This window comes from Paenibacillus planticolens, assembly GCF_013141725.1.
GTDB classification, from domain to species: domain Bacteria; phylum Bacillota; class Bacilli; order Paenibacillales; family NBRC-103111; genus Paenibacillus_E; species Paenibacillus_E planticolens.
The window spans coordinates 22,993-48,498 of the sequence record NZ_WHNZ01000018.1; the positions used below are offsets into that span (position 1 = coordinate 22,993).

The following is a 25,506-nucleotide window of genomic DNA, read 5'->3' on the forward strand; positions in this document are numbered from 1 at the left end:
AGTGGTATAATTTGTGTGGTTGTTTACCATTTATGGAGGTGTACCTAATGAAATTAGGCGTTTTTATGGTTCTGTTCGGTGGAAAACCTTTAGAGGAAGCTCTTGATTATGTCGCTTCTAAAGGCTTAGAAGCTGTTGAAATCGGCACCGGGGGATACCCTGGTAATGCGCACTGCAACCCCATCGAGCTGCTTGCTGATGCCGGGAAATTGAAAGCTTTTAAACATGCGGTGGAATCCCGCGGTTTAACGATTAGTGCATTGAGCGTACACGGAAACCCGCTGCACCCGCAAAAACAAATTGCTAAAGAATTTCATGATGCTATTATACAAACGATTGATCTTGCAGAACGCCTTGAAGTACCTGTCGTTAATACGTTCTCTGGCTGTCCTGGAGACCACGAGGATGCGAAATATCCGAACTGGCCTGTAGCTCCATGGCCGAATGATTTCCAAGAGATTTTGGACTGGCAGTGGGGAAATAAAGTCATTCCTTACTGGACGGAAACAGGCAAGTACGCCTCTGACCGCAATGTGAAAATCGGCTTGGAGCTGCACGGCGGATTCTCCGTACATACACCGGCTACCCTTCTCCGTTTGCGCGAAGCTGCAGGCGACGCCATCGGTGCCAACCTTGACCCAAGCCATATGTGGTGGCAAGGCATTGATCCTGTACAAGCCGTACAAATTCTGGGCCGCGCAGGGGCAATTCACCATTTCCATGCAAAAGACACTTCCATGGATGTTAACAACGTAAACCGTTACGGTGTTACGGACATGCAGTCTTACGCGAACATGCTTGACCGTGCATGGCAGTTCCGTTCCGTTGGCTACGGCCATGACATGAAGGTATGGGCTGATATCATCAGCGCACTGCGTCTTGTCGGTTACGACTACGTCGTGAGTATTGAGCACGAAGATGGATTGATGTCCGTCGAAGAAGGCTTCTCCAAAGCCGTTCAAAACCTTCAACAAGTCCTCATCAAGGAACCACTTGGTGAAATGTGGTGGGTATAAGCGCTTAGCCGCTAACCCTCTCAACACATCAAAAAAGCCCGCTGGCACCGTTGATCTTACGATCTTGGTCCTGTGGGCTTTTATCTTGTGAAGCTTGGTTAGCTCTGAATTACCAGCCTGTGATCATGACATAATCCATAAGGCCGAATACGAGCAAGGAAACTCCCGCGAATCCTAGGGCGAACAAATTTCTTTTTGGAGAGATCAATTGTCTGATGAACGCAATGGCAATAATCACTGTGAAAATCAAAACGTAAATATCAAAGCTTGTATACGTGCTTGTTGATGCTGCTGCTTCTTCCGCGAATAACATGGTGAAACCCTCCTTCTAATAACTCGGTGCAAGGCACACGTCCTGCTATTTTAATTCTATGTTAGCTTGATTGGACACTAGATGCAAGCGATTAGGCGCATGTGTAACAAGTTTGTCACCTTTTGATTAGATTGACCATCTTTTGCGGAAAATATTACACCCTTAAGGTTAAAATCCGCTTCTTTTTGTCCGTCAATATAAACGCTTTCAAAACCGAACCGGCTAAATATCAAAGAACCCGAGTATCCATAATGGATACTCGGGTATCATCTCTCTTCTATAGTGTGGAACATTTCCTATACCACTAATCCAAATGCAGACATTGCACCTTTTTGCTCCTCTATCGGCGTGTGCAAGGGATCCTTTTGCGCTAATTCTTTTTCCTGCCAGGCCAAAAAACGGAAGGGGTCGATCCCTAGAGCAGAAACAATCTCTTGTAACTCTAACGTCGGTTTCATAGCAAGCCTCCATAAAGTAAATAGATTTATACTGCTTATATCTCTCAACCTTGTATAGTTAGCTAGGATGATCTAGTTGCAATCACTATCTTAATTATAGGACTATTCGCTTATTTCTTGATAGAGGGTTAAATTGTCGAATCTAATTAAGTCTTAACAAAACAAACGACTAATTAGTCGGATTTAATAAGATCTTGACGAATAGAGACAATGACTTCCAAGTCGGTGTAATATAAATCGTCCAATGATCGTAAAATAGAATAACCGTGAAAGAGAACTTCAGGGCGCTATTTGAACGAAATGAGCTTGTTTCGGGTTCAAGAGGGAACTAGAGGATCTTATTAGACAAATAAAGTTTTATTTTAGTATACGTTTGGAAAAATAGAGGAATATAGTTCCCCTCCTTAAGAGGAAGTAGAGATATGGTGGAAAATAGCGGACCCTTGTTCCCGCTTCATTACGAAGAACCTTTGAAACACTCCGCTAATCCGACCTCCCCGCTCCATCTCCCGAATGAAAAAGGTCCCACGGCACTCGTCCGTGGGACCTCGCTGCGAACCGGTCGCTTAGCCGACCGATTCCTCCAACACTTCTAACCGCTTCGCATAGTTCTCCGAGCGCTCCCGATCCCGTTCGAGGATCGGTTTCAAATACTGGCCGGTGTAAGATCCGGCCACTTTAACCACATCTTCCGGCGTACCGGAAGCCACGATCAGGCCGCCTCGGTTGCCTCCTTCGGGGCCCAGATCGATGAGGTGGTCCGCCGTCTTGATCACATCGAGGTTGTGCTCGATGACAAGCACAGTTTCACCGCTCTCCACGAGGCGGTGAAGCACCTTCAGCAGACGATCGATATCGTGGATGTGGAGCCCCGTTGTGGGCTCATCCAGGATGTAGATCGTCTTGCCCGTGCTGCGGCGGTACAGCTCCGCCGCGAGCTTCACGCGCTGGGCTTCGCCCCCGGACAGCGTCGTTGCCGGCTGGCCGAGCGTCATGTAGCCCAGCCCCACATCCAAAAGCGTCGTCAGCTTGCGATGAATCCGTGGCAAGTTCTTGAAGAACTCGCAGCCGTCTTCAATCGTCATCTGGAGCACTTCCGAGATGCTCTTTCCTTTATATTTCACTTCCAACGTCTCGCGGTTGTAGCGCTTGCCCTTGCACACTTCACATGGCACATAAACGTCTGGCAGGAAGTGCATCTCAATCTTAATAATGCCATCACCACGACAAGCCTCGCAGCGGCCGCCCTTCACGTTAAAGCTAAAGCGACCTTTCTTGTAGCCGCGTACTTTGGCTTCATTCGTATTGGCATATACATCACGAATATCGTCGAAGACGCCTGTATACGTCGCTGGATTCGAACGAGGCGTACGGCCAATCGGCGATTGGTCAATATCAATGACCTTATCGACATGCTCAAGCCCAATGATCTCTTTATGTTCGCCAGGGCGGACCTTAGCTCCATTCAAGTCGCGAGCCAGCGTTTTAAACAAAATTTCGTTAATTAGCGTACTTTTCCCGGATCCGGATACGCCTGTCACGCAGGTGAACACACCCAAGGGCACTTTAGCCGATACGTTGCGCAAATTGTTTTCTTTGGCCCCTTTGACTTCGATCCACTTGCCATTCGGCTTTCGGCGCGCAGCGGGAATCGGAATGAACTTCTTGCCGCTCAGGTACTGCCCTGTAAGCGAGTTGTCGTCCGCCATCAATTCTGTCGGCGTGCCTTGAGCAATGACTTGCCCGCCATGGATACCCGCTCCTGGTCCGATATCGATAATATAATCCGCTGCCATCATCGTGTCTTCATCGTGCTCTACGACAATCAGCGTGTTGCCAAGGTTGCGCATATGTTCCAGCGTCTGGATCAGACGTGTGTTATCCCGCTGATGCAGCCCAATGCTGGGCTCATCCAAAATATAAAGAACGCCCATTAAGCTGGAACCGATCTGTGTCGCAAGTCGTATCCGCTGTGCTTCTCCGCCTGACAGCGTACCTGCCGAGCGGTGCATCGTTAAGTAATCAAGACCTACGTTCACAAGAAACCCTAGACGCGCTCTGATTTCTTTAAGAATCAGGTTGGCAATCGTCAGCTCTTTCTCATTCAAGTTCAGCCCTTTGAACCATTCCTCCGCTTCTCCGATCGAGAGGGAGGTCGCATGCGCGATATTTTTGCCATTGATCGTCACGGCAAGCGTTTCAGGCTTCAGTCGCTGCCCCTTGCACTTCGGACAAGGCTTCGTGCTCATATATGTCTGAATGTGTTCTCTGATGCCCTCAGAGAACGTATCTTTGAATCTGCGCTCCAAGTTGCGGATGATACCTTCGAAAGGAACCAACGCCTCTTTGGTCGCTCCCATATCGTTCTCATAGCGGAAGCGGATCTTCTCTCCGCCGGTGCCATAAAGAATAACCTTCATTTGTTCACTCGACAGCTCAGCTACAGGCACTGTCCGCGAAATCGAGTAGTGTTCACACACTGCGGCAAGAAATTGCGGATAATAGTTGGACGTGCTGCCGGCCCAAGCTTCAAACGCACCCTCTTCAATCGTTAGCTTCGTATCCGGCACGAGCAGATCAGGGTCTACAATCATCTGACTGCCAAGTCCGTCACACTCGGAGCAAGCCCCAAATGGAGAGTTAAAGGAAAACATTCTCGGCGCCAGCTCTTCCACGCTAAAGCCGCATTCCGGACATGCTAGATTCTGACTAAACATGAGCTCTTCTTGGTCGATAACATCAACAATAACTCGTCCGTTCGCAAGTTTTAGTGCTGTTTCTAGCGAATCAGCGAGACGCGTTTGTACATCCTCTTTGATTACGATTCGGTCAACAACAACATCGATCGTGTGCTTTTTGTTCTTGTCGAGTTCAATCTTTTCCCCGAGATCCATCGTCTCGCCATTCACGCGAACCCTGACGAAACCCTGTTTCTGAACGTCGGTAAAAAGCTTGGCATGCTCTCCTTTGCGGCCTGAAACAAGGGGAGCCAGAATTTGGAGCTTTGTGCGCTCCGGGTACTCCATGATGCGGTCTACCATTTGCTCCACGGTTTGCGATGTAATCTCAATGCCATGTGTCGGGCAATGAGGCCGTCCAATACGAGCGTATAGCAAACGCAGGTAATCATAAATTTCTGTTACGGTCCCAACGGTGGAACGCGGATTCCGGCTTGTTGTCTTCTGATCAATAGAAATAGCCGGGGATAGACCATCAATGGAATCTACGTCCGGCTTATCCATATTGCCTAGAAATTGTCTGGCATAAGCAGACAACGATTCAACGTATCTGCGCTGCCCCTCGGCATAAATCGTATCAAAGGCCAGCGACGATTTGCCCGAGCCGCTTAATCCCGTTAAAACGACGAACTTATCGCGCGGAATCGTGACATCAATATTTTTCAGATTATGAGCCCTAGCTCCTTTAATGACGATTTGATCTCTAGACACGGGTAACCTTCCTCTCCTATGTGGAGCTGAAGCCCTTTTAGGCTTCAGCTTTCATTTCCAAAATAGCGTCACGCAGCTGTGCCGCCCGTTCGAACTGCAGATTCTTCGCTGCTTCTTTCATTTCGCCTTCCAGGCGCTCGATCAAGGAAGCACGATCCTTCTTCGACATCTTCGCACCCTTTACATCGGTCAAATAATCAGCTTTCTGTTCAGCCACTTTCGTCGCTTCGATCACATCGCGAATTTTCTTAGCGATCGTTTGCGGCGTGATTCCCATCTTCTCGTTATGGGCTTCCTGAATGCTGCGGCGGCGATTCGTCTCGCGGATCGCTTTATCCATGGAATCCGTAATCTTGTCTCCATACATAATAACCCGGCCATCTGCGTTACGCGCCGCACGGCCAATGGTTTGAATCATGGAGCGCTCAGACCGCAGGAATCCTTCTTTATCCGCATCGAGAATGGCGACAAGGGATACCTCCGGCAAATCAAGGCCCTCCCTAAGCAGGTTAATCCCAATAAGCACATGGAAGGTCCCTAAGCGCAGATCACGTAAAATCTGCATCCGCTCAAACGTTTTAATATCGGAATGTAAATATCGGACCTTAATGCCGATTTCCTTGAAATAGTCGGTTAAATCCTCCGACATTTTCTTCGTCAGCGTCGTAACGAGCACACGCTCGTCTTTCCGAATCCGTTCTTGAATTTCCGCAATCAGGTCATCGATTTGGCCCTTAGTCGGTCTGACTTCAATAATAGGATCCAACAAGCCCGTAGGTCGAATAATTTGCTGCGTCATATACGGGCAATGCTCTAATTCGTAAGGCCCTGGTGTTGCCGATATATATAAAATCTGGTTGACTTTCTCCTCGAATTCCTCAAAACGCAATGGACGGTTATCCAGCGCAGAGGGCAATCGGAAGCCATGATCGACCAGCACTTCTTTTCTGGCTCTGTCCCCGTTATACATCGCACGAATCTGCGGCAGCGTCACATGTGACTCATCGACCATAAACAGCATGTCGTCCGGGAAATAATCGATAAGCGTGTAAGGCGTAGCTCCGCGCTCACGGAATGTCAGCGGCCCTGAATAGTTCTCAATGCCTGAGCAAAAGCCCATCTCCTGCATCATTTCCATATCGTAGCGCGTCCGCTGTTCCAGCCGCTGCGCTTCAAGCAGCTTCCCTTGCTCCTTAAGATCGGCAAGACGCTCTTCCAGCTCCTGCTCGATGTTCACCAGCGCGCGCTTCATCGTATCCTCTTGCGTCACAAAGTGAGACGCCGGGAAAATCGCGATATGATCTCGTTCGCCAACGATCTCGCCCGTAAGTACGTTGATCTCCGTAATCCGTTCGATCTCATCTCCGAATAATTCGACCCTTACCGCCTGTTCGCCATGCGATGCCGGGAAAATCTCAACGACATCGCCACGCACGCGAAACGTCCCGCGGACGAAATTCAAATCATTCCGCTGATATTGAATATCGACAAGTCGGTGCAAAATCTCGTTGCGTGACTTCTCCATCCCTACACGTAAAGAAAGCAGCAAGTTTCCGTATTCGATCGGAGAACCCAAACCATAAATACAGGATACACTCGCAACGATAATAACGTCACGGCGCTCAAATAAGGAGCTCGTCGCCGAGTGGCGAAGCTTATCGATCTCTTCATTGATGCTGGAATCTTTCTCGATGTAGGTGTCAGAGGAGGCAATGTAGGCTTCTGGCTGGTAGTAATCATAATAACTAACAAAGTAGGAGACGGCGTTGTGGGGGAAAAACTCTTTGAATTCGCTGCACAGCTGTGCGGCTAATGTTTTATTGTGCGCAATAATCAAGGTAGGACGGTTCAATTTGGCAATGACTTGCGCCGCAGTGAACGTTTTCCCTGTCCCCGTAGCTCCCAGGAGCGTCTGGTGTCTGTTGCCGGCTTGAATACTCTGAACAATTTCCTCAATTGCTTTGGGCTGATCCCCTTGCGGAGCAAAATCAGAAACAAGCTCAAATTTCTTAGAGCTCTTAACAAGTTCACTCATCACTAATCACCTACACTTATTGGTAATATATCGGACTTTTAGCCTATTCATTTTCGTTTTTGTCTTTCCGATAAAGAAGGTTATGGAACATGTCGTACATATATGATGGCAATCATTGGAATCATCATAAGAATGTTTGTTCTGGTTTTTCCATTATACTCTTTTTGAATCTTTGATGCAAACGGCAATATCTGCTACGCCTGTGTACACCAAGATGAGGTGCCAACGCGCTTTCATCAGGCTTCCAGCAGGGCCCCCAATTCTTTTTATGCAAATAGGAGTGGTACAGTCATGGATTTGACAACGGTTTTAGGCTTAGTCTTAGGTCTTGTAGGATTAATCGGAGGTTACATGTGGGATGGCGGCCACATTAATTCATTGATTATCCCGAGTGCGATGTTAATTGTTTTCGGAGGAACTTTTGGGGCTGTAGCGGTCAGTTTCCCCCTTTCGATTTTAGCCAAAATTCCCAAAGCGCTAGGCATTGCCTTCAAAGAAGTAAAGAGAGACCCCGCAGCTACGATTGAAGAACTGGTCGATATGGCTTCCATCGCCAGAAGAGAAGGCGTACTGGCTCTCGAACAGCGCGCTCAGGAGCATACCAACCCTTTTCTTAAAGACGGTTTGCTCATGGTCGTAGATGGAACAGATCCTGAATTAACCAGGCAAATTCTCGAACTGGAAATGGATGCGATTGAGCATCAGGTCGATAATATGGCCAAAGTATTCGAAGCCGGAGGCGGTTATGCGCCAACGATGGGGATTGTGGGAACGGTTATGGGACTCATTCATGTTCTCGGCAATCTCGAGGATCCTTCGAGTCTCGGTCCTGCTATCGCAGTCGCTTTCACAGCGACCCTATATGGTGTTATGAGCGCCAACTTAATTTATCTTCCGCTTGCAACCAAAATCAAAGTGCGCGGCAAAGAAATGGTTGCCGAAATGGAACTGATGCTTGAAGGCATTCTTGCCCTGCAAGCCGGTGAGAATCCGCAATTAATTAAGAAAAAGCTGACTTCCTTCCTCCACGATAAGTCGTCCAAAAAAGCACCGATTGCAGAGGAGGAAGCCGATTATGGCGCGGAGAGGTAAAAAGCAGGAAGAGCATGTCAATCATGAACGATGGCTCATTACCTATGCTGACTTAATCACCCTTCTGCTCGTTTTCTTCATCATTATGTATGCGATGAGTAAGGTCGATGTTCAAAAGTATGCCGTTCTGGCGCAGGTATTAAACATGCAGTTCCAGAAAGCCGATTCCGTACTGGACAAAGGGCAAGGCATCAGCGGTCAAATGACCCCGAAACAGGGCGATTCCGACAGCAAAGACAAAGACTACACCAAGCAAAATCTGAATGATCAGAAGGAAGAAAAAGATAAATCCAAGCCCGATAACAATGAGAAAGAAAAACGCGAGAAAGAGCTTCAAGATCTTTTGAAACAAGTGCAGGCCTATATCAAAGACCAAAATCTGGAGGCGCAGGTGTCTGCCAGCGATACAGATCGAGGTGTAGCTATTACGCTTAATGATTTGTTCCTGTTTGATCTCGGAAAAGCAGATCTGAAAGCAGGTTCCGCACCTATTCTGCAAAAGCTCGCTTCGCTCTTCCCAACGCTTAACAGCAAGGTGAGCATCGAGGGACATACGGACAATTTGCCGCTCGCAACAGGCTCTCCTTACAAAGATAACTGGGGACTCTCATTCGCTCGTTCCCTTTCGGTGCTGCGCTATTTCAGCGATACCGCCAAGCTGGATGACAACAAATTCATTGCCACAGCCTATGCGGATACGATGCCCAAAGTTCCAAACGACAGCGATGAGAACCGCAGCAAAAACCGCCGCGTTGAAATCGTCGTTCTGCGTGACGGACTAACGCCAGCCCATATAGCCAAATAAACGAAGACCCTGCCTCTCCACACAAGAGAGATAGGGTCTTCTTTCCTTACATCGATTTCGTCGAATCATTGGATAACAAACCGGTTAATTTGCCGCGCAGATAGGAAAAGAGATGTACGGGCCTATACTCCGTGAAGTAAAGCGCCTCCTGATCCGGGGCTAAAATAATACCCAGCTGATGATGATCCCCGGCAAAAATCGCCCGCTGCAGAAAGCGGACCTCGCCTTCCTCATTCAGCACCTCCAGCTTGCAGAACGCCGAATTAAGTCCCATGGCTACGTGCAAATCGGTCTTGGTTTTAATTTTGTGACCATTTACTTTATGAATGATTTCACCGGTTTGAATCCCCAGCTCCTGCGCCGGGCTGTTCGGTACAACGGACAGTACCATGAGCCCCCGCGACGAGTGCACATAGAAAGGAAGACTTTTCGCTTCCGTCCATCGGTTATAACGGATCAATCCTTCGTGCAGCGCAATGCTCAGCAAAGCGCCTACCAGCATAATCGGCGACCAAAAGTGAGCGGCAACCGCAGCAGCCAATAGGACAAGGCCGTACAAGTAGAGCAAGTTTGCGCTAGCTCGCGCTTGTTTGCGGGGCAGCTTCGAGATCGTTAATTCCGTAAAACCGATCATTGCCGGAAAAGCAAGAAGCGTCCAACCTGAGGCAAGGTTCGCACCGAACAGCGTTCCCCAAGGAAGGCTTAGCCCGCTCCCGTCTGCCATAGGGACGAGCAAGAATAAAGGGACAGGCCAGAAGCCTTGCAATTGTTGGGCTCCAATGATTTGCCCCCGCTTCCCCTCCAGGAATAGCGGAGTCGCCATACGCGCTCCTTGAAAGTTGGTAAGCATCCCCTCCAGGAGATGAAGAATTGCGACCACCGCCAGCAAAGAAGGAATGTCGGCTTTTTCGACAACATCCAGCATGGGCAGCGTCTCTTTCAAGCTTGCGGTATCCGGCATCCAAGATACAATCGCTTGGACGATTCCCAGAATTCCGACCGCATAAGCCAAACACAAGAATCTCACCCGAAGCAAGATCAAAATAACGGTTATCGCCCACAATAGAATAACCACATCGGCTTGAATATTCACCCCAACGAACAGCAGGAGCACAGAGGCGCTTAGACCGCCAATCCATCCCCAAAGCACGGTTCGCCATGTCTCATTCAACAAGGAATGAAGCCGTGTATGAAACAGCTTACGCTCCAATTGAATTTGCTTACGGTAATGGAGCACGATAAATAAAATGCCTATATAGTAGAAAGGATTCGCAAACAACTGACCCGCAGCGTAAAGCAGTCTGTCCAAGAGTTGAATCAGAACATCCATAACGATTCCGGTCTCCTCGATAAAAAGAAATAGGAAGGATGCCGAAGCACCCTTCCTATAACATTTCGACTGCGAGGGCTCATTTCCTGCCTTGCACCGTCATTTTCCAGCATCTCACCAGTAATTAATTACTTCCCGAGCTGCTTTTGAATTTGCCCGATCGCAGCCTTCAGCTGCAAATCGTTCTTAGGCTCGCGAATCTGCACCAACAGCAGCTTCTCGATTTTATTCGCTGTCTCCGTATCTACCTCGCCGGTCATCGGCAAGCCGTTCGTCCGTTGGAAAGCTTTCACGGCTGTCGCTGTCTTATCGTTGAAGTAACCGTCTGAACGTTCAGGATTAAAACCAAGACCTGCAAGCATCAGCTGTAGATTTTTCACATCATCGCTTGTCATGTCTTGTTTCAGCACGCTTTTCTTGGAAAGCGGAGCAGCTTTGAAATAGCCTGGTTGTTCCACTGCGATATCCGGTTGGATGCCTGTTTTATGAATCCAATTGCCGTTCGGCGTCAACCATTTGTATACGGTCATCTTGATGTTGCTGCCGTCGCCCATCTCCTTCTCGAAAGTGACTTGAACCGTCCCTTTCCCATAGGATGTTTCCCCGACAATTTTGCTTCCGACCGCTTCCTGGAACGCGCCTGCCAAGATTTCCGAAGCACTCGCGCTGCCCTTATTAATCAGAACGGTAACCGGATAATTCTTGCCTGTCCCCGTAGATGGCGTCGGCTCACGCTTGCCGTCCCGGTTCTCGACTTGAACGATCGGCTTGCCGCTTTTCACGAAAGGATTGACGATGTCGACAACTACGTTCAGTAGACCGCCCGGATCATTGCGCACATCGATAACGAGTCCTTTCATGCCTTTAGCTTCAAGATTTTTCAGTTCTTCTGCAAAACGCACCGCCGTATTGGAAGAGAATTGACGAATTTCAATCTTCCCGATCTGATCCTGCAGCATTTCGCCATACACAGTCTCAACGTCAATATTATCCCTAACCACGATCACTTGAACCGGGTCGCCTGCGCCTTGACGAAGTAAATCAAGCTTCGCTTGCGTCCCTTTCGGACCGCGGATTTTCATAACCGCCTGATTCAACGTGAGGCCATCCAGCTTCTCGCCGTTCACCGAAACGATGACGTCTTTGGCCTGAATGCCCGCCTTCTCCGCAGGAGAGCCCTTAATCGGAGACACGATGACGAACTTGCCTTCCTCAATCGATACCTCGGCCCCTATGCCTTGAAAAGAGGATGTAATACTCTCATCGAACTGCTTCGCTTCCTTTTGATCCATATATACCGTGAACGGATCTTCCAAGGATTCCAGCATGCCGTTGATCGCGCCGTTAACCAGCTTATCATGATCCGGCTGCTTCAAATATTTACTTTCGATCAATTGAAAGGTTGTTGCGATCTTGTTCAAATCCTTGTTCGAAAGTCCGGACGATGATCCTAGAGAGGCGGATGCGCTGCCCGCCGGCTTTTCATTTCGCCCCCATGAAAAGGATGAATCCACAATCGTCAATGTGACAATACTGCTTGCAAACATAGCTAACAAAACAAATACAATGACCGTGCGTCCTTTGAATTGCAAAGCGTGATCCACCACCTTTTTCCTAAAACCCATTCGGGTTCGCTTGCTTGTAGTATATGACAAGCTCTTCCCGTTTTATAACCAAGTTGTCCTATCGCAAGAACGGTTTAGGATCGGTTGGAACCTCATTCAGCCTAACCTCGAAATGCAAATGGTTCCCTGTCGATTGCCCCGTCGAGCCAACGCCGGCAATTTTCTCGCCGCGTTTGACAACATCGCCGACTTTCACATAAATGCCATCGTTCATAATGTGACCGTACAGCGTCCATAGCCCATTGCCGTGATCGACGATTACGCAGTTTCCGTATCCGTTCATCCATGATGCATAAATGACCGAACCGTTCTCGGCGGCCAGGATGTTTGTCCCTTTCGGCGCGCCGAGATCAATGCCTTTATGATTCTCCGCTTTGCCCGTAACCGGATTGATCCGCGATACGAAATCCGACGTAAGCGGTGCCTGCGCTGCCAAAGGATAACCCAGCTTGCCTCCCGCATAGGTGAAGGGCGACTTGGCTTTGGTCGCTGCGCGCTTCTTCGCCTGCAGATCAGCCTCTTGCTTGGCTAATTGGGTAATTAACTTATCGTTTTCTTCGGAAATATCTTCAAGAACTCTCTCTTGTTTGGAGAGCGAAGCAATTTTCACTTCTTTAGCCTTTTCCTTCGCCTGGAGGTCGCTCCTCAGAGCATCTGCATCAGTGTAAAGCTTTTTGACCTTCACGAGCTGCTGCTCCGTCTCTTCTTTCTTCTGAGCGACGACCTCTTTATCTTTCTTGTTCGCCTCTAGTACGACTTTATCTTGATTTACAATAGATTTCAAAGCTTCTATACGGTTCAAGAAATCAGAAAAGCTGGTCGCGCTAAGAACCACGTCCATGTACGAAACAAAACCGTTCATATACATCAAGCGCAAGCGGGATTTCAGCATCTGATCGCGGCTTTCCACTCGCCCAATCGCCTCATCCAACTGCTTCGCGTTTTCCTCTAAGTTATTGGAAACCTGATCAATTTGCTCATTTAGCTGCGTAAGCTTCTTGCTGGCCTCATTGACCTGTTCGACAAGCGTCTTCATATCCTTCGTGGCTTGGTCTTTCTCTGAATGAACCTTATCTATCTGATTCTGGGCGTCATTCGACTTTTGCTGTGCTTCTGCCTTCTGCTTCTTAAGCTGAGTCAACTGCTGATCGATCTTATCCGTTGTGGATGCGGCATAACCCGCAAATGGAACCGCTAACGAAGCCGCAATCCCAAGTGTCAACACCAAGGGTAGAATCTTCTTCTTCAAGCACGTAGCCTCCTCATCATCAAAAACATGATGCTTATTTGGAAATCTCTAAAGCTTGCAATCTCTTATTCTATGTATCTTTGAAAACAAAAATAAAAGCTTTAAAAGTCGGCTTTCAGAACCGAGAAGGTTGGACGAAAATGGGAGTAGGAGGAACGGAGTGCAGCAAGCTGCATAAGTACCGGACTACCCCATTTGCGTTCAAGATTCGACGCCGAATAAGCTACTATGAGAAACTTCGTTATCAAAGCCGGCTTTTTTAAGCCACCTTAATTTAGACGCGAAGGAATTTGCGTACGGAGATTAGGGAACCCCAGACTCCGATAACGATCCCAATACCTAACAACAAAGTTATCATCGTCGGGGCAATTTCCCCGAACGGTGTCAGTTTAATCATCAACAAGTTCAAATTTAATGAACTCAAATTCAGCAGCTTCCAATATCCGCCTAGAATTAACGCCGCGGGAATCAGAGAACCTACGAATCCTAACAAAGCACCTTCTATAAAAAACGGCCAACGAATAAAAGAATTCGTCGCTCCTACCATTTTCATAATTGAAATTTCTTTCCGGCGGGCTAAAATCGTAATTTTAATTGTATTCGCAATCAAGAAAACCGCTGTAAACGAGAGCAAAATCACGATGCCGAAACCGACCCAGCGTACAATTTGCGTTACCTTGAATAACGCTTCAACAGTCCCTTTGCCATAGTTCACTTTATAAATAGGTTTTGGATCCTTGCCTATATTAAGCGCACTAATTTGATCCGCAACTGCGGCTACATTTCTCGGATCGTCCACTTCAATCGTGAACGCGTCATTGAGCGGATTGTTTTCGCCTTCAAAGCCCTCCAGCAAAGCTTTTCCGCTTTCCCCCAGCTTTTGCCGCAAATAGACAAGCCCCTCTTCTTTCGAGACGAACTTCACCGTTTTGACTTCATGAATTTCTTGTATTTGGGTCTCCAACGCTGTTATTTGATCTTGAGGCGTGTTCACTTCCAGGTAAACGTTAATCTCAACTTGATCTTCAATTTGACTGGCAATATCGTTCACATTCAATGTAATCAGTACGAAGATGCCTAGTATGAATAAAGAGATGGCAATCGAACTGATCGACGCAAACGTCATCCAACCGTTCCGGACAACATTTCTCGTACCCTCACGTAAATGCCGGGAGAATGTACTAATCTTCATAGCCGTATTCCCCCCGTACCTGGTCACGAGCAATAAGGCCATTCTCGATTGCAATGACGCGTTTACGCATCGTATTAACGATCTCTTTGTTATGCGTAGCCATGACGATTGTCGTACCGCGGAAATTAATTTCCTCCATCAGCTTCATAATGCCCCATGACGTCTCAGGGTCGAGATTTCCTGTCGGTTCATCGGCGATAATGACGGATGGGTTGTTGATTATTGCCCGGGCAATGGCAACGCGCTGCTGCTCGCCGCCGGATAGCTGTGAAGGCAGCGAATTCGCTTTGTCCTTCAACTTTACAAGCTCAAGCACCTCCATGGTGCGCTTCTTGATCTGTTTCTTCGGTGCCTCAATAACTTCCATGGCAAAAGCCACATTCTCGAAAATAGACAGTTTTGGAAGCAACCGATAGTCTTGGAAAATAACTCCGATATTTCGACGTAAATAGGGTATTTTACGCTGCTTCAGCTTTTCTAAATTGAACCCGTTCACGAAAATCTGACCCTTTGTCGGTCTTTCTTCTCTATACATCAATTTCATAAATGTCGATTTACCGGCGCCGGATGGTCCGACGACATAGACAAACTCGTTGCGGTCTACTTTTACATTAATCCCTCTCAATGCATGAGTACCGTTGGAGTACGTTTTCCATACGTCCTGCATTTCGATCACAATATCACATCCTAGTATAGGGATCTTTGAGCGGAGCCCAAAGTCTCTCTGCTGTACAGACAGCTTTTAAGAGTTCGACACAAAAGCGGAAATTCCTTCTAAAATCGTTCTGAATTTTATGGGGAATACCGTCATTATAACATTTTCTTGTAGATTTAAAGAACATACGCAAAAACCGCCCTATATAGGACGGTCCCATTATTTATTTAGTTGTCATTTTCGTTGTCTTTTTAGGCGCCGCTGCACTTGCACGGATCAGAAGCTCAGTAGGAAGCACCAATTGCTTGGTAACTTGACGGCCCTCCAGCATATCAATGATCATCTGCGCAGATTGATACCCGATTTCATTGGGATTTTGGCTAACTGTCGTTAAAGCAGGGGAACAATACGCGGAGATGCTGATGTTGTCGAATCCGGCAACAGAGACGTCGCCAGGAATATCAAGCCCAAGCCCGCGAAGCGCTTGCATCGTCCCGAGAGCCATGATGTCGCTGGCGCAAAAAATAGCGGTTACGTCCGGATGCTGGGACATCAGCCTATAAGTAGCATCACGCGCTCCCTCATCCGAGAAGCCTCCGTCGAGTACAAGTTCCGGATTAAAAGCGATGCCGGCTTGCTTCAGCGCTTGCTTGTAGCCGTCCAGACGCTTTATGCTGACATCCGCCTGCGCATGGCCATTCACGAGCGCCACCTTCGTATGCCCTTGTTCAATTAAGTACTGTGTCATGCGAGACGCGCCCTGAACATTGTCCGAGGTCACATAGCCGACATTGCTGTTCTTAAAAGGAATATCGATCAGTACGCAGGGCAGGCTGGAAGTGACAATTTCTTTGAGATAAGGGTCATCCAGCCGAATGCCCATAATAATGACGCCATCTACCCCGCGTTCCTGACAGAGCGCTTTGTATGACTTGGCCGCTTGCTTCTGCGGAGTCGTACTGAATAAGATAAGATCGTAATTCAGCTCGCCTGCCCGGTCGTTCATGCCGCAAAGAATTTCAAAAGCTATGCTGTCCTTGGAGCTGCTGCGGGTAATACCGGATAGCAGAAGTCCGAGTGTCTGGGTTTTCTTCGAAATCAGGCTTCGTGCCGCCATATTAGGACTATAGCCAAGCCTACTAGCAATGAGCTGAATCTTCTTTCGGGTATCATCATTAACATCATTGTATCCGTTAAGCGCTCGAGATACCGTCGTGACAGACACGCCTGCTTCTCTGGCAATATCTTTAATTGTAATCATTCGTAGCGTGCTCGCTCCTCGTCCAAAACGTTTTGGAGTGTATTTTACGGATTTTTATATAATTTCTATATTAATATATTCCCCTTAGAGTTTCAATCTTAAATATTAACTAATGTAAACGCTTAAAAAATGAATAAAAGGGATTGAAAATGGTTACATCGTTATGTATAATCAAAAATGTAGTTTACCAAAACGTTTCGGAAACACTTCATTGGTTTATTTTCAAAAAATGGAAAAGAAAATTTATCAAGCTTATGCCTTGCTGAATTTAATTTCCTTTTCTTTTTGCTTGGACCCGAAACGTTTCGGAACGAATGAAACTTGAAAAATCATCAAGAATAACAGAGAAAAGGGGTGGCCTGAATGGATTACCGCGTCATCAAGGAGAACGATCTCTTCCTCATGACCGATAAAACCGGCGATATTCCGGCTGGGAATGCTGCAGGACACGGTTTATATACGAAAGATACCCGCTTTTTAAGCGCGATGGAAATTCGTATTAACGGCATGACGCCGATTCTGCTTAGTTCTTCCGCAGGAACGAACTATATCGCCACCATTCGTATGACTAATCCTCATATGGAATCGGATGGGCAGTTGATTCTTTGGAGAGAATCGATCGAACTGGAAAGACAACGTTTTATATATGAAGGCGCTTTATACGAAACAATCGCCTTCACGAATTTTTATCCTAAAGGGGTCTCTTTCGACTTTACAGCACGTTTCGAAAGCGACTTCGCCGACATGTTCGTCGTTCGCGGCTTCCAGAACGGAACTTTCGGTGACATGCTCCCTGACCTTCAGGAAGATCAGAAGCTGATCAAGCGCTACAAAGGTACAGACGGTATCGAGCGTCAAACCCATATTGGCTGGGACCGCAAGGAAACAACGGTTCAGGAAGACAGCACGGTAGCATTCAATTTTGAACTGGCTCCCAAAGAGCGTCAATCCGTGACCTTCTTCATCGCGCCTTATATCGATGGCCAAGGACCTAAGCAAGTACCTGCCGAGCAGGCAATTACACAGTTGAATGCTTCTTATCAAGAGTGGGACACGAACACCACATCTGTAGAAAGCAATCTGCCGCTGTTCAACCATCTGTACGATCGCGGACTGCAGGATTTACGCGTGCTCCTTACCGACCTCGGGCATGGACAATTCCCCGTTGCGGGACTGCCTTGGTATGCCGTTCCCTTTGGACGGGACAGCTTGATCGCCGCGCTGCAAATGCTTTCTGCCGAGCCGAATGTGGCGAAAGGCACTTTGCTGACCATGGCCTCTTATCAAGGAACCAAGCATGACGTTTGGCGTGATGAAGAGCCCGGCAAAATCATGCACGAAATCCGCTACGGCGAGCTGGCGCTGACGAATCAAGTTCCTTTTACGCCTTACTACGGAACAATCGATGCAACGCCTTTATTCCTGCTTCTTGCAGCGGAATATGTGCAATGGACCGGTGATACGGCACTGATCGAGCAGTTGATGCCGAACATCGAGCAGGCCTTGAACTGGATCGACGTGCATGGCGATGCAGACGGTGACCGTTTTGTGGAATACTACCAGAAATCATCCAAAGGTATCGCCAACCAAGGTTGGAAAGATTCCGGCGATTCTGTCGTACACAGCAATGGCGACTATGCCAAAGCGCCAATCGCACTAGCTGAAGTACAAGGCTACGTGTATCAGGCAAAGGTGAAACTTGCTCCAATTCTTCGCCAGCTGGGCAAAGAATCGATGGCACAGGAGCTCGAAAGCTCCGCCGAAGATCTTCGCCAACGCTTTGAAAACAGCTTCTGGATGGAAGAAGAAGGCTTCTACGCAATCGCGTTGGACGCTGACAAGAAGCAAGTTCAATCCGTGACGACCAATCCGGGTCATGTTCTCATGTCCGGCATGCTGCAACCGGATCGCGCTGCAGCTGTGGTGCAAAGACTGGTAGCTCCCGACATGTTCAGCGGCTATGGCATTCGTACGATGAGTACGGAATCAGCCGGTTATAATCCGATGAGCTATCATGACGGCAGCATTTGGCCGCACGACAACTCGCTCGTTCTGCTCGGTATGAGCCGCTGCGGCTACAAAGCCGAAACGATGCAAGTCATCGAAGGCCTAATGAAAGCAGCCGAAAGCTTTGAATACCATAGACTGCCTGAATTATATTGCGGATACGACGAATCTATCGGCGAGCCTGTCCCTTACCCGGTCGCTTGCTCTCCGCAAGCTTGGGCAGCCGGTACGCCGCTGGTCTTCTTGCAGACGATGCTTGGTATTGAGCCCGATACGCTGGGCGGTACCATTCGTTTGAATCCTGTACTTCCATCCGGCATGACGGAACTTACCGTTCGCAATATGACGGTTGCTCAAGGCAAGCTAAGCCTGTCTGTTCAGCTCAACCCGCAGACACAAACAACGGTAGTCCAAGTACTGCACAATACAACAGGGCTTCAAGTGACCCACCAATCATAACCAGCTGTATATAAAAAGGGAGGACTTACAATGAAAAAATGGCTTACTGGCATTTCACTCGCCGCTGTATCATCCATGATCGTTATTTCCGGCTGCGGCAGCTCAACGAACAACGCAACACCGTCTCCATCCGCGCCTGCAACATCTGCTGCAACAACTAAGCCTAAATCGGGGGAACCAGTCACCATCACTTTGAACGGTTGGGGCTCCAGCCCGGAAGAAACAGCTTTGTTTCAACAAGTTTTGAAAGATTTCCAAGCTAAACATCCGAACATTACAGTTAAGTTTGACGTTATTGCCGATCAATACATGGATGTGATCAAAACTCGTCTAGTCGGTGGCGAAGGCGCTGATGTCTTCTTCCTTGATGCATTTGAAGCTCCGGGCCTCATTGCCAAAAACGTGCTTGAACCGCTAGACAGCTATGTAAAGCCTGAATTTGACGTTGCTGATTTCGAAGAGCCGCTTGTGAATGCGTTCAAAGGGAAAGACAACAAATCCTATGGCTTCCCGAAAGATACCTCCACACTAGCTCTTTTCTACAATAAAAAAGATTTTGAAGAAGCAGGTATCACGAAAGTTCCTACAACTTGGGAAGAACTTCAAGATGCCGCTAAAAAATTAACAAAAGCTGACGGCGGCAAAGTATCCCGCTACGGATTTGGCGCTGCGCCTGAACTTGCCCGTCAAATGTTCATGATCCAAGCTGCTGGCGGTAAAGTATCCGACGATAATGGCAATGCGGCTTATGCTTCTCCTGAAGCTTTGAAAGGTCTGCAGCCTGTTGTCGATATGCATTTGAAAGATAAGTCCGCAGGCGAGCCGAAAGACATGGGCGCTGGCTGGGGCGGCGAAATGTTCGGTCAGCACAAAGCTTCCATGGTCATTGAAGGAAACTGGGCAATCCCTTACCTGCAAAGCACGTTCAAAGATCTAGACTTTGGCACAGCTGAGCTTCCTACCACTTTCGGCAAAAAAGCGACAATGGCTTACACGGTTGCTTATGTGATGAACAAAAACTCGAAGCATAAACAAGAAGCATGGGAACTTATTTCCTACTTGACTGGCAAAGAAGGCATGAAAACATGGACCAGCAAAGGCTTAGCGCTTCCTTCACGTAAATCCGTATCGAAAGAACTCGGATTCGACAAAGATCCGCTTCGCGCTGCGTTGGTAGCCGGTAACTCCTACTCCATTCCTTGGCAAGCCAAAGAAACATTGCCGACAATTATGAACAACTTCAACAATCAATTTATTTCCGCTTATCAGGGTAAAGTAACCTTGGAAGAAGCGCTCAAAAAAGCGCAAGATACAGCCAATAAAGAAATTGCCGCTGCGAAGTAATTAAATAAAGCATAGCAACGTAAAAGAGGAGAACCTTCCTCTTTTACGTATTTTTTCAGGAAAGGGGGAGCTTTATTATGAAACGACGCTGGAACCGCCGCAAATGGCGGGACGTGATTTCTGGATATTTGTTCGTTTCTCCGTCCCTGCTTATACTTGGGGCCTTCTTCTTGCTGCCTATTCTGTACGCCGTGTTCCTCTCTCTACATAAGGTGGAACTGCTCGGCGGCGTAAGTTACAAATTCATCGGACTTCGCAACTTCGCTCGAATTGCCGACGATGACCGTGCCTGGATAGGACTCCGCAATACCGTTGAATATGCAATATATGTCGTTCCGATACAAACCATCGTCGCCATGCTGATGGCTTCGGTGCTGAATTCAAAAATTAAGTTCCGCAACTTTTTCAGAGTTGTTTACTTTATGCCGACGATCACTTCGTCCGCGGTTTTAACGCTCATTTTCATGTGGCTTTATAAATCCGATGGATTATTAAACGATTTGCTTAATTTAATAGGCATGGACAGCTACAACTGGTTGGGAGACCCGAGTGTCGCCCTCAAAGGTATTATGATCATGAATATATTTTCCACAGCGCCTCAATTTATGGTGATTTACTTGGCTGCGCTGCAGGATATTCCCGATACGCTATATGAAGCTGCTGAGCTGGATGGCGCAGGAACTTGGCGCCGATTCATCTCCATTACAGTCCCGATGCTCAAACCCGTGACCTTCTTCGTCGTTACGATGGGATTGATTGGAACATTCCAGCTCTTCGATCAGGCCTATATCTTATCTAACGGCTCTGGTGGCCCTGATAATTCTACGCTGACCCTGGTTCTTTTGATTTATCAATATGCCTTTAAAAACTTAGACATGGGCTATGCTTCCGCTTTAGCCTTCATGCTAACCTGCGCCATCATGGTTGTGACGTTGATCCAACGCAAGCTGTTCGGTGGCGACGAGAAATTGAACTAAGAGAGGAGAGACCCGATATGGTAGCAACCAAAACCCGCTCCATTGCACGCGTGCTGACCTATCTCATGCTGGCTTTTTATGCGGTAATCACGATCATTCCGTTCTTGTGGGCGCTCTCCGCTTCGTTCAAGACGCTAGCGGAAATCTCTACAACCGGATTATCGTTTATTCCCAAGCATTTTACACTTGATAATTACAAATACATCTTCACAAGCGAGCAAATGTTCCCGCGCTGGTTCCTAAACAGTGTCCTGGTGGGCGTCTCCGTTACCCTGCTCAATTTGCTGCTGAATTCTCTGGCCGGGTATTCCTTAGCCCGTTTCGACTTTCCCGGCAATAAACTTATTTTCTTCTTTATTTTAACGATTCTGATGGTGCCGGATAAAGTTACGCTTATTCCGCAATATTTGATCATCAAAGACCTCGGATGGCTGAACAGCTTTCGCTCTTTGATCATTCCAGCCGCGGTGCAAGCCACTTATATTTTCATGATGCGCCAATTTTTCATTAGTTTCCCTAAGGAATTAGAGGAAGCAGCCGAAATGGACGGCATGAGCCGTATCGGCATGTTCTTCCGGGTAGCGCTGCCGCTGGCTGGACCGCCGCTCGCTGCTATGGCAATTTTCACCTTCATGGGTTCGTGGAATGAATTCTTGAAACCATTGCTCTTCATGTCAGAGCGCGCTATGTTCACCCTCCCGCTAGGGTTGAATACATTCAAAGGCCAATACATTTCATATTGGAACTATATCATGGCGGCATCCATGATTTTCACATTGCCAGCTCTGCTAGTATATGTATTCGGTAATAAGTTTTTCATCAAAGGCATTACCTTTACAGGAACCAAATAAAACAAAACACGAAACCGCCGATACTCCTTTTCGGCGGTTTTTTTGATGGCTTGAGCGGGTAGAGCAAGTACTAAAATCTCTTTGTTCACGATACATATGGTAGTACAGGCTTTTCACTCATTCGTATGTAAAGGAGCCGCTGTACATGCCACTCTACATCAGAAAAGCAATCTTCTATGTATCGGTCGCCCTCGGATTGTTAAGTATTATAAGCATCTCTTTATACATTTATGGCTCTCAAAGCACATTGCCTCCTAAATTCACTGTGGCTGGCTGGCGGGTCGGCGGCATGCCTTACGATAAGTTTCAAGAACAATTCGAAGAGAGGTTGCGGCTACTCTCAGCCTTTCCCGTTCAATTGCAAACCTCATATCCGAACATCGCCAATCGACAATTGACCCTGGGACAGCTAGGTGTCGAATATCATAACGACAGATTGACCCAATCTCTTGAAAAGTTGTTTCAAGCTCCGCCCCTCGAGCGAATAAATGCCCGCTGGCAGCTTCGTCATACGGATATTCCGCTTGAGGTCGAGGTTAATCAAACACAGCTGAGCGCTTCGGTTAAAGAGGCTTGGAAGGATCTCTACAGTCAGCAGCCTGCTCCGGCCAAACGAATCGTTACTGCCCAAGACACGCTCAACTACGAAGCGGAGCGCAGGGTGCTTCGCATCGATACCGTACATTTGGGGGAACATTTGAAAGAAATCGCCCCCTCCATTTCCTATATTCATAATGCCGCTCCAATTCGGTTGACGCTTCCTTTGTACGAACAAAGCCCTGCAGTAACTGTGGACACCTTGAAGAAGCAAGGCATCGATCGCAAAATATCCGAATTCACAACCACCTTTCCCGCTTCAGGCGAAGGGAGGATTCACAATATTCGTTCCACCGCCGCGTCGATTCAAGATTTGCTCATGGCTCCGGGAGAAACGTTTGATTATAGCAAAATCATCGCCCAAACCGAAACCCAATTCGGCTATAAGGAAGCTCCGGTTATTCTAAACGGCAAGCTCGTACCAGGCATCGGCGGCGGCATATGCCAAGTTTCGACAACACTGTACAATGCTGTTCTGCGAAGTGGACTGGCCATTGTAGAAAGGCGCAACCACTCCCTGCCTGTCAGCTATGTGACACTCGGGCAAGATGCGACTTTTGCCAACGGATATATCAATTTCAAATTCCGCAACAATACAGATGCGTACCTATTGATACGTACAGTGACTACGGATCGAGATGTTACCGTGAAGCTGTATGGGCACATGTCCCCTTCGGTAAGCTATGAGATTGAATCCAACATTGTAGAAACGATTCAGCCCCCCGTCAAATACTTGCATAATGCAAGTCTGGCTCCAGGAGCGACGCGGCCTATCAGCACGGGCAAACCCGGCTATAAGGTAGAAACCTATCGGATCAAAAGGGAAAATGGCGCCATCGTCAGCAAAGAACTCGTCTCGAAAGATCAATACTCTCCCGTACCGACCCTGGTGGCCTCTAACCGGGGTGACATTAAACCGGAAGACGGCGCCGCCGACCCTCCCCAGCCCATCCTAGAGGATGGCGTCAAAGGGCCTTCTTTCCGATAAAGCGTAAAACTTTTAAAGGTCATGTGACTGTAGTTACTAGGTCACTATGACTTTTTTTTATTATGATAAGAATACGCAATACGAATAAGGAGGATGAACGATGAGCAAGATTGATTACTTCAAAGAATTACACTATCGACTGCGCGGACTTCCAGAGAAGGAGCGTCAAAATATATTATCGGTTTACGAGGAATTGTTTCAAAAGGCGATTGAGAACGGCAAACACGAGGATGAGGTGGCACAATCGCTTGGCTACCCTCGCGTACCGAACTGGGATGCGCAGAAGGACGTGCCTGCCGCGACCAATCCGGAACCTGCGAAGAGCGCAGCCAAGGAGCCCGCTCCATTAACTCCGCAAGCTCCAGCTCCACAGGCTCCACAGGCTCCACAAACGAAACAAACTCCTCCAGCCTTCCAAGCACCGCCGTTAGAAAAAACATATACCAAACCTGAGCCGACAGCACCGCCTAAACATGCACCCGAAACAGGAGGCTTTCCCCCCTACACACCGCCTCCTCAGGGGAATCCTTATTACGCGCCTCAACCTCCTTACCCCTATCCGGTTAAGCAGGAATCAGGCATTAAGGCGATTATCGTTTCCATTGCGCTTGGCTTTTTCAATCTTTTGTTTGTTGTAGGCCCATGGTTCGGTATTCTCGCAACGTTAATTGCGCTTTTTGTCTCGGGCTTTGCGCTGATCATCGCTCCCGTCGCCGGGATGGCGGGCAGCTTCATGGGCACGGTCGGCAGCGATCTGCAATTCATCGGCTTCGCCATGCTGGCTTGCTTCGGCTTAGGCGTTATCCTGACAACGCTCAGCACCTGGCTGATCAAAGTATTTTTCAAACTCAGCTGGTCGTACATCCGATTCAATGCCAAATTAATTAAGGGGGCTTAAGCCATGAAACGTGGATATAAATTTTTCTTGCTGATCGGCTTTGCCTGCGTGGCAGTGGGTCTTGTCGGTGCGGCCGTTTCTTTCAAAACTCTGGATCTCGACGCAGGCATTGCCAACATTGATTTTGAGAAAAAAATTTCGTCAACAAACATCGACACGCTTATTATTCAAAATGACGACTCAAGCGTAACTTTCATCCCCTCAAATTCCGATGAAATCAAAGTGCGGCTGGTCGGTACGATGCGAGAGGCTAACGCGCCTAACTGCACTATGGAAGCAACGACAGAGGGAAGCAACGTTTGGCGGGTCGATGTCTGTACAAAGACGAAAAATCATTTCAATTTTGGTTTTGATATTAGCGAACTCAAAAATCTAATAGCCGGCCGCAGCTTCGGTCTCAAAACCGAAGTCTCTCTTCCAGATAAAATGTACAAATCCATCACCGTTTCTTCCGATACCGGGAATATCAACTTTAAGGACCTAAAGTCGGAAAAACTGACGGCCAGTACGGATACCGGCAACATTTCAATTGACCGCTACGAAGGTAAACAGATTAATTTTCAAGCGGACACAGGGAATATCAATATCCAGCAAGGTCAAGGTGATGTAAAGGTAAAAACCGATACAGGCGGCATTACGGCAAAATTAAGCGATATTGGCGATTCCGTCACTCTGGAATCCGATACCGGCAGTATCCGTCTTACACTGGATCCGACGCCTAAGAATGTCAGCTTCGATTTGAGCACAGATACCGGCAGCACCAATCTGGATGTGCCTGGTCTAACCGTAGATCGCAAAGACCGTCACTCCGCCAAAGGCACCCTTGGGGACGGCAGCAAAAAAGTGAAAGTCAGCGTGGATACCGGGTACGTTTCGGTCACAGGCAGATAAACGGCAAAAAGCCT

General features: G+C 47.9%; 20 protein-coding genes. 10 read left to right on the plus strand and 10 right to left on the minus strand.

The genetic code is table 11. The features are described from left to right. The first annotated feature begins 47 nt into the window (after positions 1–47). A complete protein-coding gene (locus tag GC097_RS10530; protein WP_171683293.1) occupies positions 48–1,016 on the plus strand; it encodes a sugar phosphate isomerase/epimerase family protein in 969 nt (322 codons plus the stop codon). 109 nt (positions 1,017–1,125) lie between these two features. Here the strand turns inward: GC097_RS10530 and GC097_RS10535 are convergent, their stop codons facing one another. From GC097_RS10535 to uvrB, 4 genes are all read right to left on the minus strand, one after another. After that, on the minus strand, positions 1,126–1,329 hold the full coding sequence (locus GC097_RS10535; protein WP_171683294.1) for a DUF2759 family protein: 204 nt from the start codon (positions 1,327–1,329) through the stop codon (positions 1,126–1,128). A gap of 296 nt (positions 1,330–1,625) precedes the next feature. After that, positions 1,626–1,787, minus strand: a complete 162-nt coding sequence (locus tag GC097_RS10540; protein WP_171683295.1) for a hypothetical protein — start codon at positions 1,785–1,787, stop codon at positions 1,626–1,628. A gap of 566 nt (positions 1,788–2,353) precedes the next feature. Then, positions 2,354–5,236 carry an excinuclease ABC subunit UvrA gene (gene uvrA / locus GC097_RS10545; protein WP_171683296.1) on the minus strand — a complete coding sequence of 961 codons (2,883 nt, stop codon included), beginning with the start codon at positions 5,234–5,236 and terminating at the stop codon, positions 2,354–2,356. A 37-nt stretch (positions 5,237–5,273) separates the two neighbouring features. After that, positions 5,274–7,271: an excinuclease ABC subunit UvrB gene (gene uvrB, locus GC097_RS10550; RefSeq protein WP_171683297.1), complete on the minus strand. Its 1,998-nt coding sequence runs from the start codon at positions 7,269–7,271 to the stop codon at positions 5,274–5,276. Positions 7,272–7,562: 291 nt separating this feature from the next. Here uvrB and GC097_RS10555 point away from each other — a divergent pair, with 291 nt between their 5' ends. Next, positions 7,563–8,363, plus strand: coding sequence for a flagellar motor protein (locus GC097_RS10555; protein ID WP_171683298.1), 801 nt, complete (start codon positions 7,563–7,565; stop codon positions 8,361–8,363). Further along, positions 8,347–9,168, plus strand: coding sequence for an OmpA/MotB family protein (locus tag GC097_RS10560; RefSeq protein WP_171683299.1), 822 nt, complete (start codon positions 8,347–8,349; stop codon positions 9,166–9,168). Before GC097_RS10555 ends, GC097_RS10560 begins: the two co-directional genes overlap by 17 nt. Before the next feature lie 46 nt (positions 9,169–9,214). Here the strand turns inward: GC097_RS10560 and GC097_RS10565 are convergent, their stop codons facing one another. From GC097_RS10565 to GC097_RS10590, 6 genes are all read right to left on the minus strand, one after another. Then, positions 9,215–10,498, minus strand: a complete 1,284-nt coding sequence (locus tag GC097_RS10565; RefSeq protein ID WP_171683300.1) for a PDZ domain-containing protein — start codon at positions 10,496–10,498, stop codon at positions 9,215–9,217. A 128-nt stretch (positions 10,499–10,626) separates the two neighbouring features. Then, a complete protein-coding gene (locus tag GC097_RS10570) occupies positions 10,627–12,090 on the minus strand; it encodes a S41 family peptidase (protein ID WP_171683353.1) in 1,464 nt (487 codons plus the stop codon). Positions 12,091–12,181: 91 nt separating this feature from the next. Then, positions 12,182–13,372, minus strand: a complete 1,191-nt coding sequence (locus GC097_RS10575; protein WP_171683301.1) for a murein hydrolase activator EnvC family protein — start codon at positions 13,370–13,372, stop codon at positions 12,182–12,184. Positions 13,373–13,646: 274 nt separating this feature from the next. After that, the gene (gene ftsX / locus GC097_RS10580) at positions 13,647–14,564 is read right to left on the minus strand and encodes a permease-like cell division protein FtsX (RefSeq protein WP_171683302.1); all 918 of its coding nucleotides are present in this window, start codon (positions 14,562–14,564) and stop codon (positions 13,647–13,649) included. Continuing rightward, positions 14,554–15,240 carry a cell division ATP-binding protein FtsE gene (gene ftsE, locus GC097_RS10585; protein ID WP_171683303.1) on the minus strand — a complete coding sequence of 229 codons (687 nt, stop codon included), beginning with the start codon at positions 15,238–15,240 and terminating at the stop codon, positions 14,554–14,556. The genes ftsX and ftsE overlap by 11 nt, the downstream gene beginning before the upstream one ends. Positions 15,241–15,442: 202 nt before the next feature. Then, positions 15,443–16,480 carry a LacI family DNA-binding transcriptional regulator gene (locus GC097_RS10590; RefSeq protein ID WP_171683304.1) on the minus strand — a complete coding sequence of 346 codons (1,038 nt, stop codon included), beginning with the start codon at positions 16,478–16,480 and terminating at the stop codon, positions 15,443–15,445. A 363-nt stretch (positions 16,481–16,843) separates the two neighbouring features. On the opposite strand from GC097_RS10590, the gene GC097_RS10595 reads away from it, so the two are divergent. From GC097_RS10595 to GC097_RS10625, 7 genes are all read left to right on the plus strand, one after another. Continuing rightward, entirely contained in the window at positions 16,844–18,946 is a 2,103-nt protein-coding gene (locus tag GC097_RS10595) for an amylo-alpha-1,6-glucosidase (protein WP_171683305.1), read from the plus strand. Between the two features lie 30 nt (positions 18,947–18,976). Then, positions 18,977–20,290: an ABC transporter substrate-binding protein gene (locus GC097_RS10600; protein ID WP_171683306.1), complete on the plus strand. Its 1,314-nt coding sequence runs from the start codon at positions 18,977–18,979 to the stop codon at positions 20,288–20,290. Between the two features lie 77 nt (positions 20,291–20,367). Beyond that, positions 20,368–21,267 carry a carbohydrate ABC transporter permease gene (locus tag GC097_RS10605; protein WP_171683307.1) on the plus strand — a complete coding sequence of 300 codons (900 nt, stop codon included), beginning with the start codon at positions 20,368–20,370 and terminating at the stop codon, positions 21,265–21,267. 17 nt (positions 21,268–21,284) lie between these two features. After that, positions 21,285–22,118 carry a carbohydrate ABC transporter permease gene (locus GC097_RS10610; RefSeq protein ID WP_171683308.1) on the plus strand — a complete coding sequence of 278 codons (834 nt, stop codon included), beginning with the start codon at positions 21,285–21,287 and terminating at the stop codon, positions 22,116–22,118. Between the two features lie 145 nt (positions 22,119–22,263). Then, positions 22,264–23,703: a VanW family protein gene (locus GC097_RS10615; protein ID WP_171683309.1), complete on the plus strand. Its 1,440-nt coding sequence runs from the start codon at positions 22,264–22,266 to the stop codon at positions 23,701–23,703. A gap of 100 nt (positions 23,704–23,803) precedes the next feature. Further along, positions 23,804–24,601, plus strand: a complete 798-nt coding sequence (locus GC097_RS10620; protein WP_171683310.1) for an HAAS signaling domain-containing protein — start codon at positions 23,804–23,806, stop codon at positions 24,599–24,601. A gap of 3 nt (positions 24,602–24,604) precedes the next feature. Continuing rightward, entirely contained in the window at positions 24,605–25,492 is an 888-nt protein-coding gene (locus tag GC097_RS10625) for a DUF4097 family beta strand repeat-containing protein (RefSeq protein ID WP_171683311.1), read from the plus strand. Positions 25,493–25,506 lie beyond the last annotated feature (14 nt).

Coding starts and splice junctions, on each gene's coding strand:
- GC097_RS10530 (WP_171683293.1), top strand. CDS start 48: ATGAAATTAGGCGTTTTTATGGTTCTGTTCGGTGGAAAACCTTTAGAG.
- GC097_RS10535 (WP_171683294.1), bottom strand. CDS start 1,329: ATGTTATTCGCGGAAGAAGCAGCAGCATCAACAAGCACGTATACAAGC.
- GC097_RS10540 (WP_171683295.1), bottom strand. CDS start 1,787: ATGAAACCGACGTTAGAGTTACAAGAGATTGTTTCTGCTCTAGGGATC.
- uvrB (WP_171683297.1), bottom strand. CDS start 7,271: ATGAGTGAACTTGTTAAGAGCTCTAAGAAATTTGAGCTTGTTTCTGAT.
- GC097_RS10555 (WP_171683298.1), top strand. CDS start 7,563: ATGGATTTGACAACGGTTTTAGGCTTAGTCTTAGGTCTTGTAGGATTA.
- GC097_RS10560 (WP_171683299.1), top strand. CDS start 8,347: ATGGCGCGGAGAGGTAAAAAGCAGGAAGAGCATGTCAATCATGAACGA.
- GC097_RS10565 (WP_171683300.1), bottom strand. CDS start 10,498: ATGGATGTTCTGATTCAACTCTTGGACAGACTGCTTTACGCTGCGGGT.
- ftsX (WP_171683302.1), bottom strand. CDS start 14,564: ATGAAGATTAGTACATTCTCCCGGCATTTACGTGAGGGTACGAGAAAT.
- GC097_RS10590 (WP_171683304.1), bottom strand. CDS start 16,480: ATGATTACAATTAAAGATATTGCCAGAGAAGCAGGCGTGTCTGTCACG.
- GC097_RS10595 (WP_171683305.1), top strand. CDS start 16,844: ATGGATTACCGCGTCATCAAGGAGAACGATCTCTTCCTCATGACCGAT.
- GC097_RS10600 (WP_171683306.1), top strand. CDS start 18,977: ATGAAAAAATGGCTTACTGGCATTTCACTCGCCGCTGTATCATCCATG.
- GC097_RS10605 (WP_171683307.1), top strand. CDS start 20,368: ATGAAACGACGCTGGAACCGCCGCAAATGGCGGGACGTGATTTCTGGA.
- GC097_RS10610 (WP_171683308.1), top strand. CDS start 21,285: ATGGTAGCAACCAAAACCCGCTCCATTGCACGCGTGCTGACCTATCTC.
- GC097_RS10615 (WP_171683309.1), top strand. CDS start 22,264: ATGCCACTCTACATCAGAAAAGCAATCTTCTATGTATCGGTCGCCCTC.
- GC097_RS10620 (WP_171683310.1), top strand. CDS start 23,804: ATGAGCAAGATTGATTACTTCAAAGAATTACACTATCGACTGCGCGGA.
- GC097_RS10625 (WP_171683311.1), top strand. CDS start 24,605: ATGAAACGTGGATATAAATTTTTCTTGCTGATCGGCTTTGCCTGCGTG.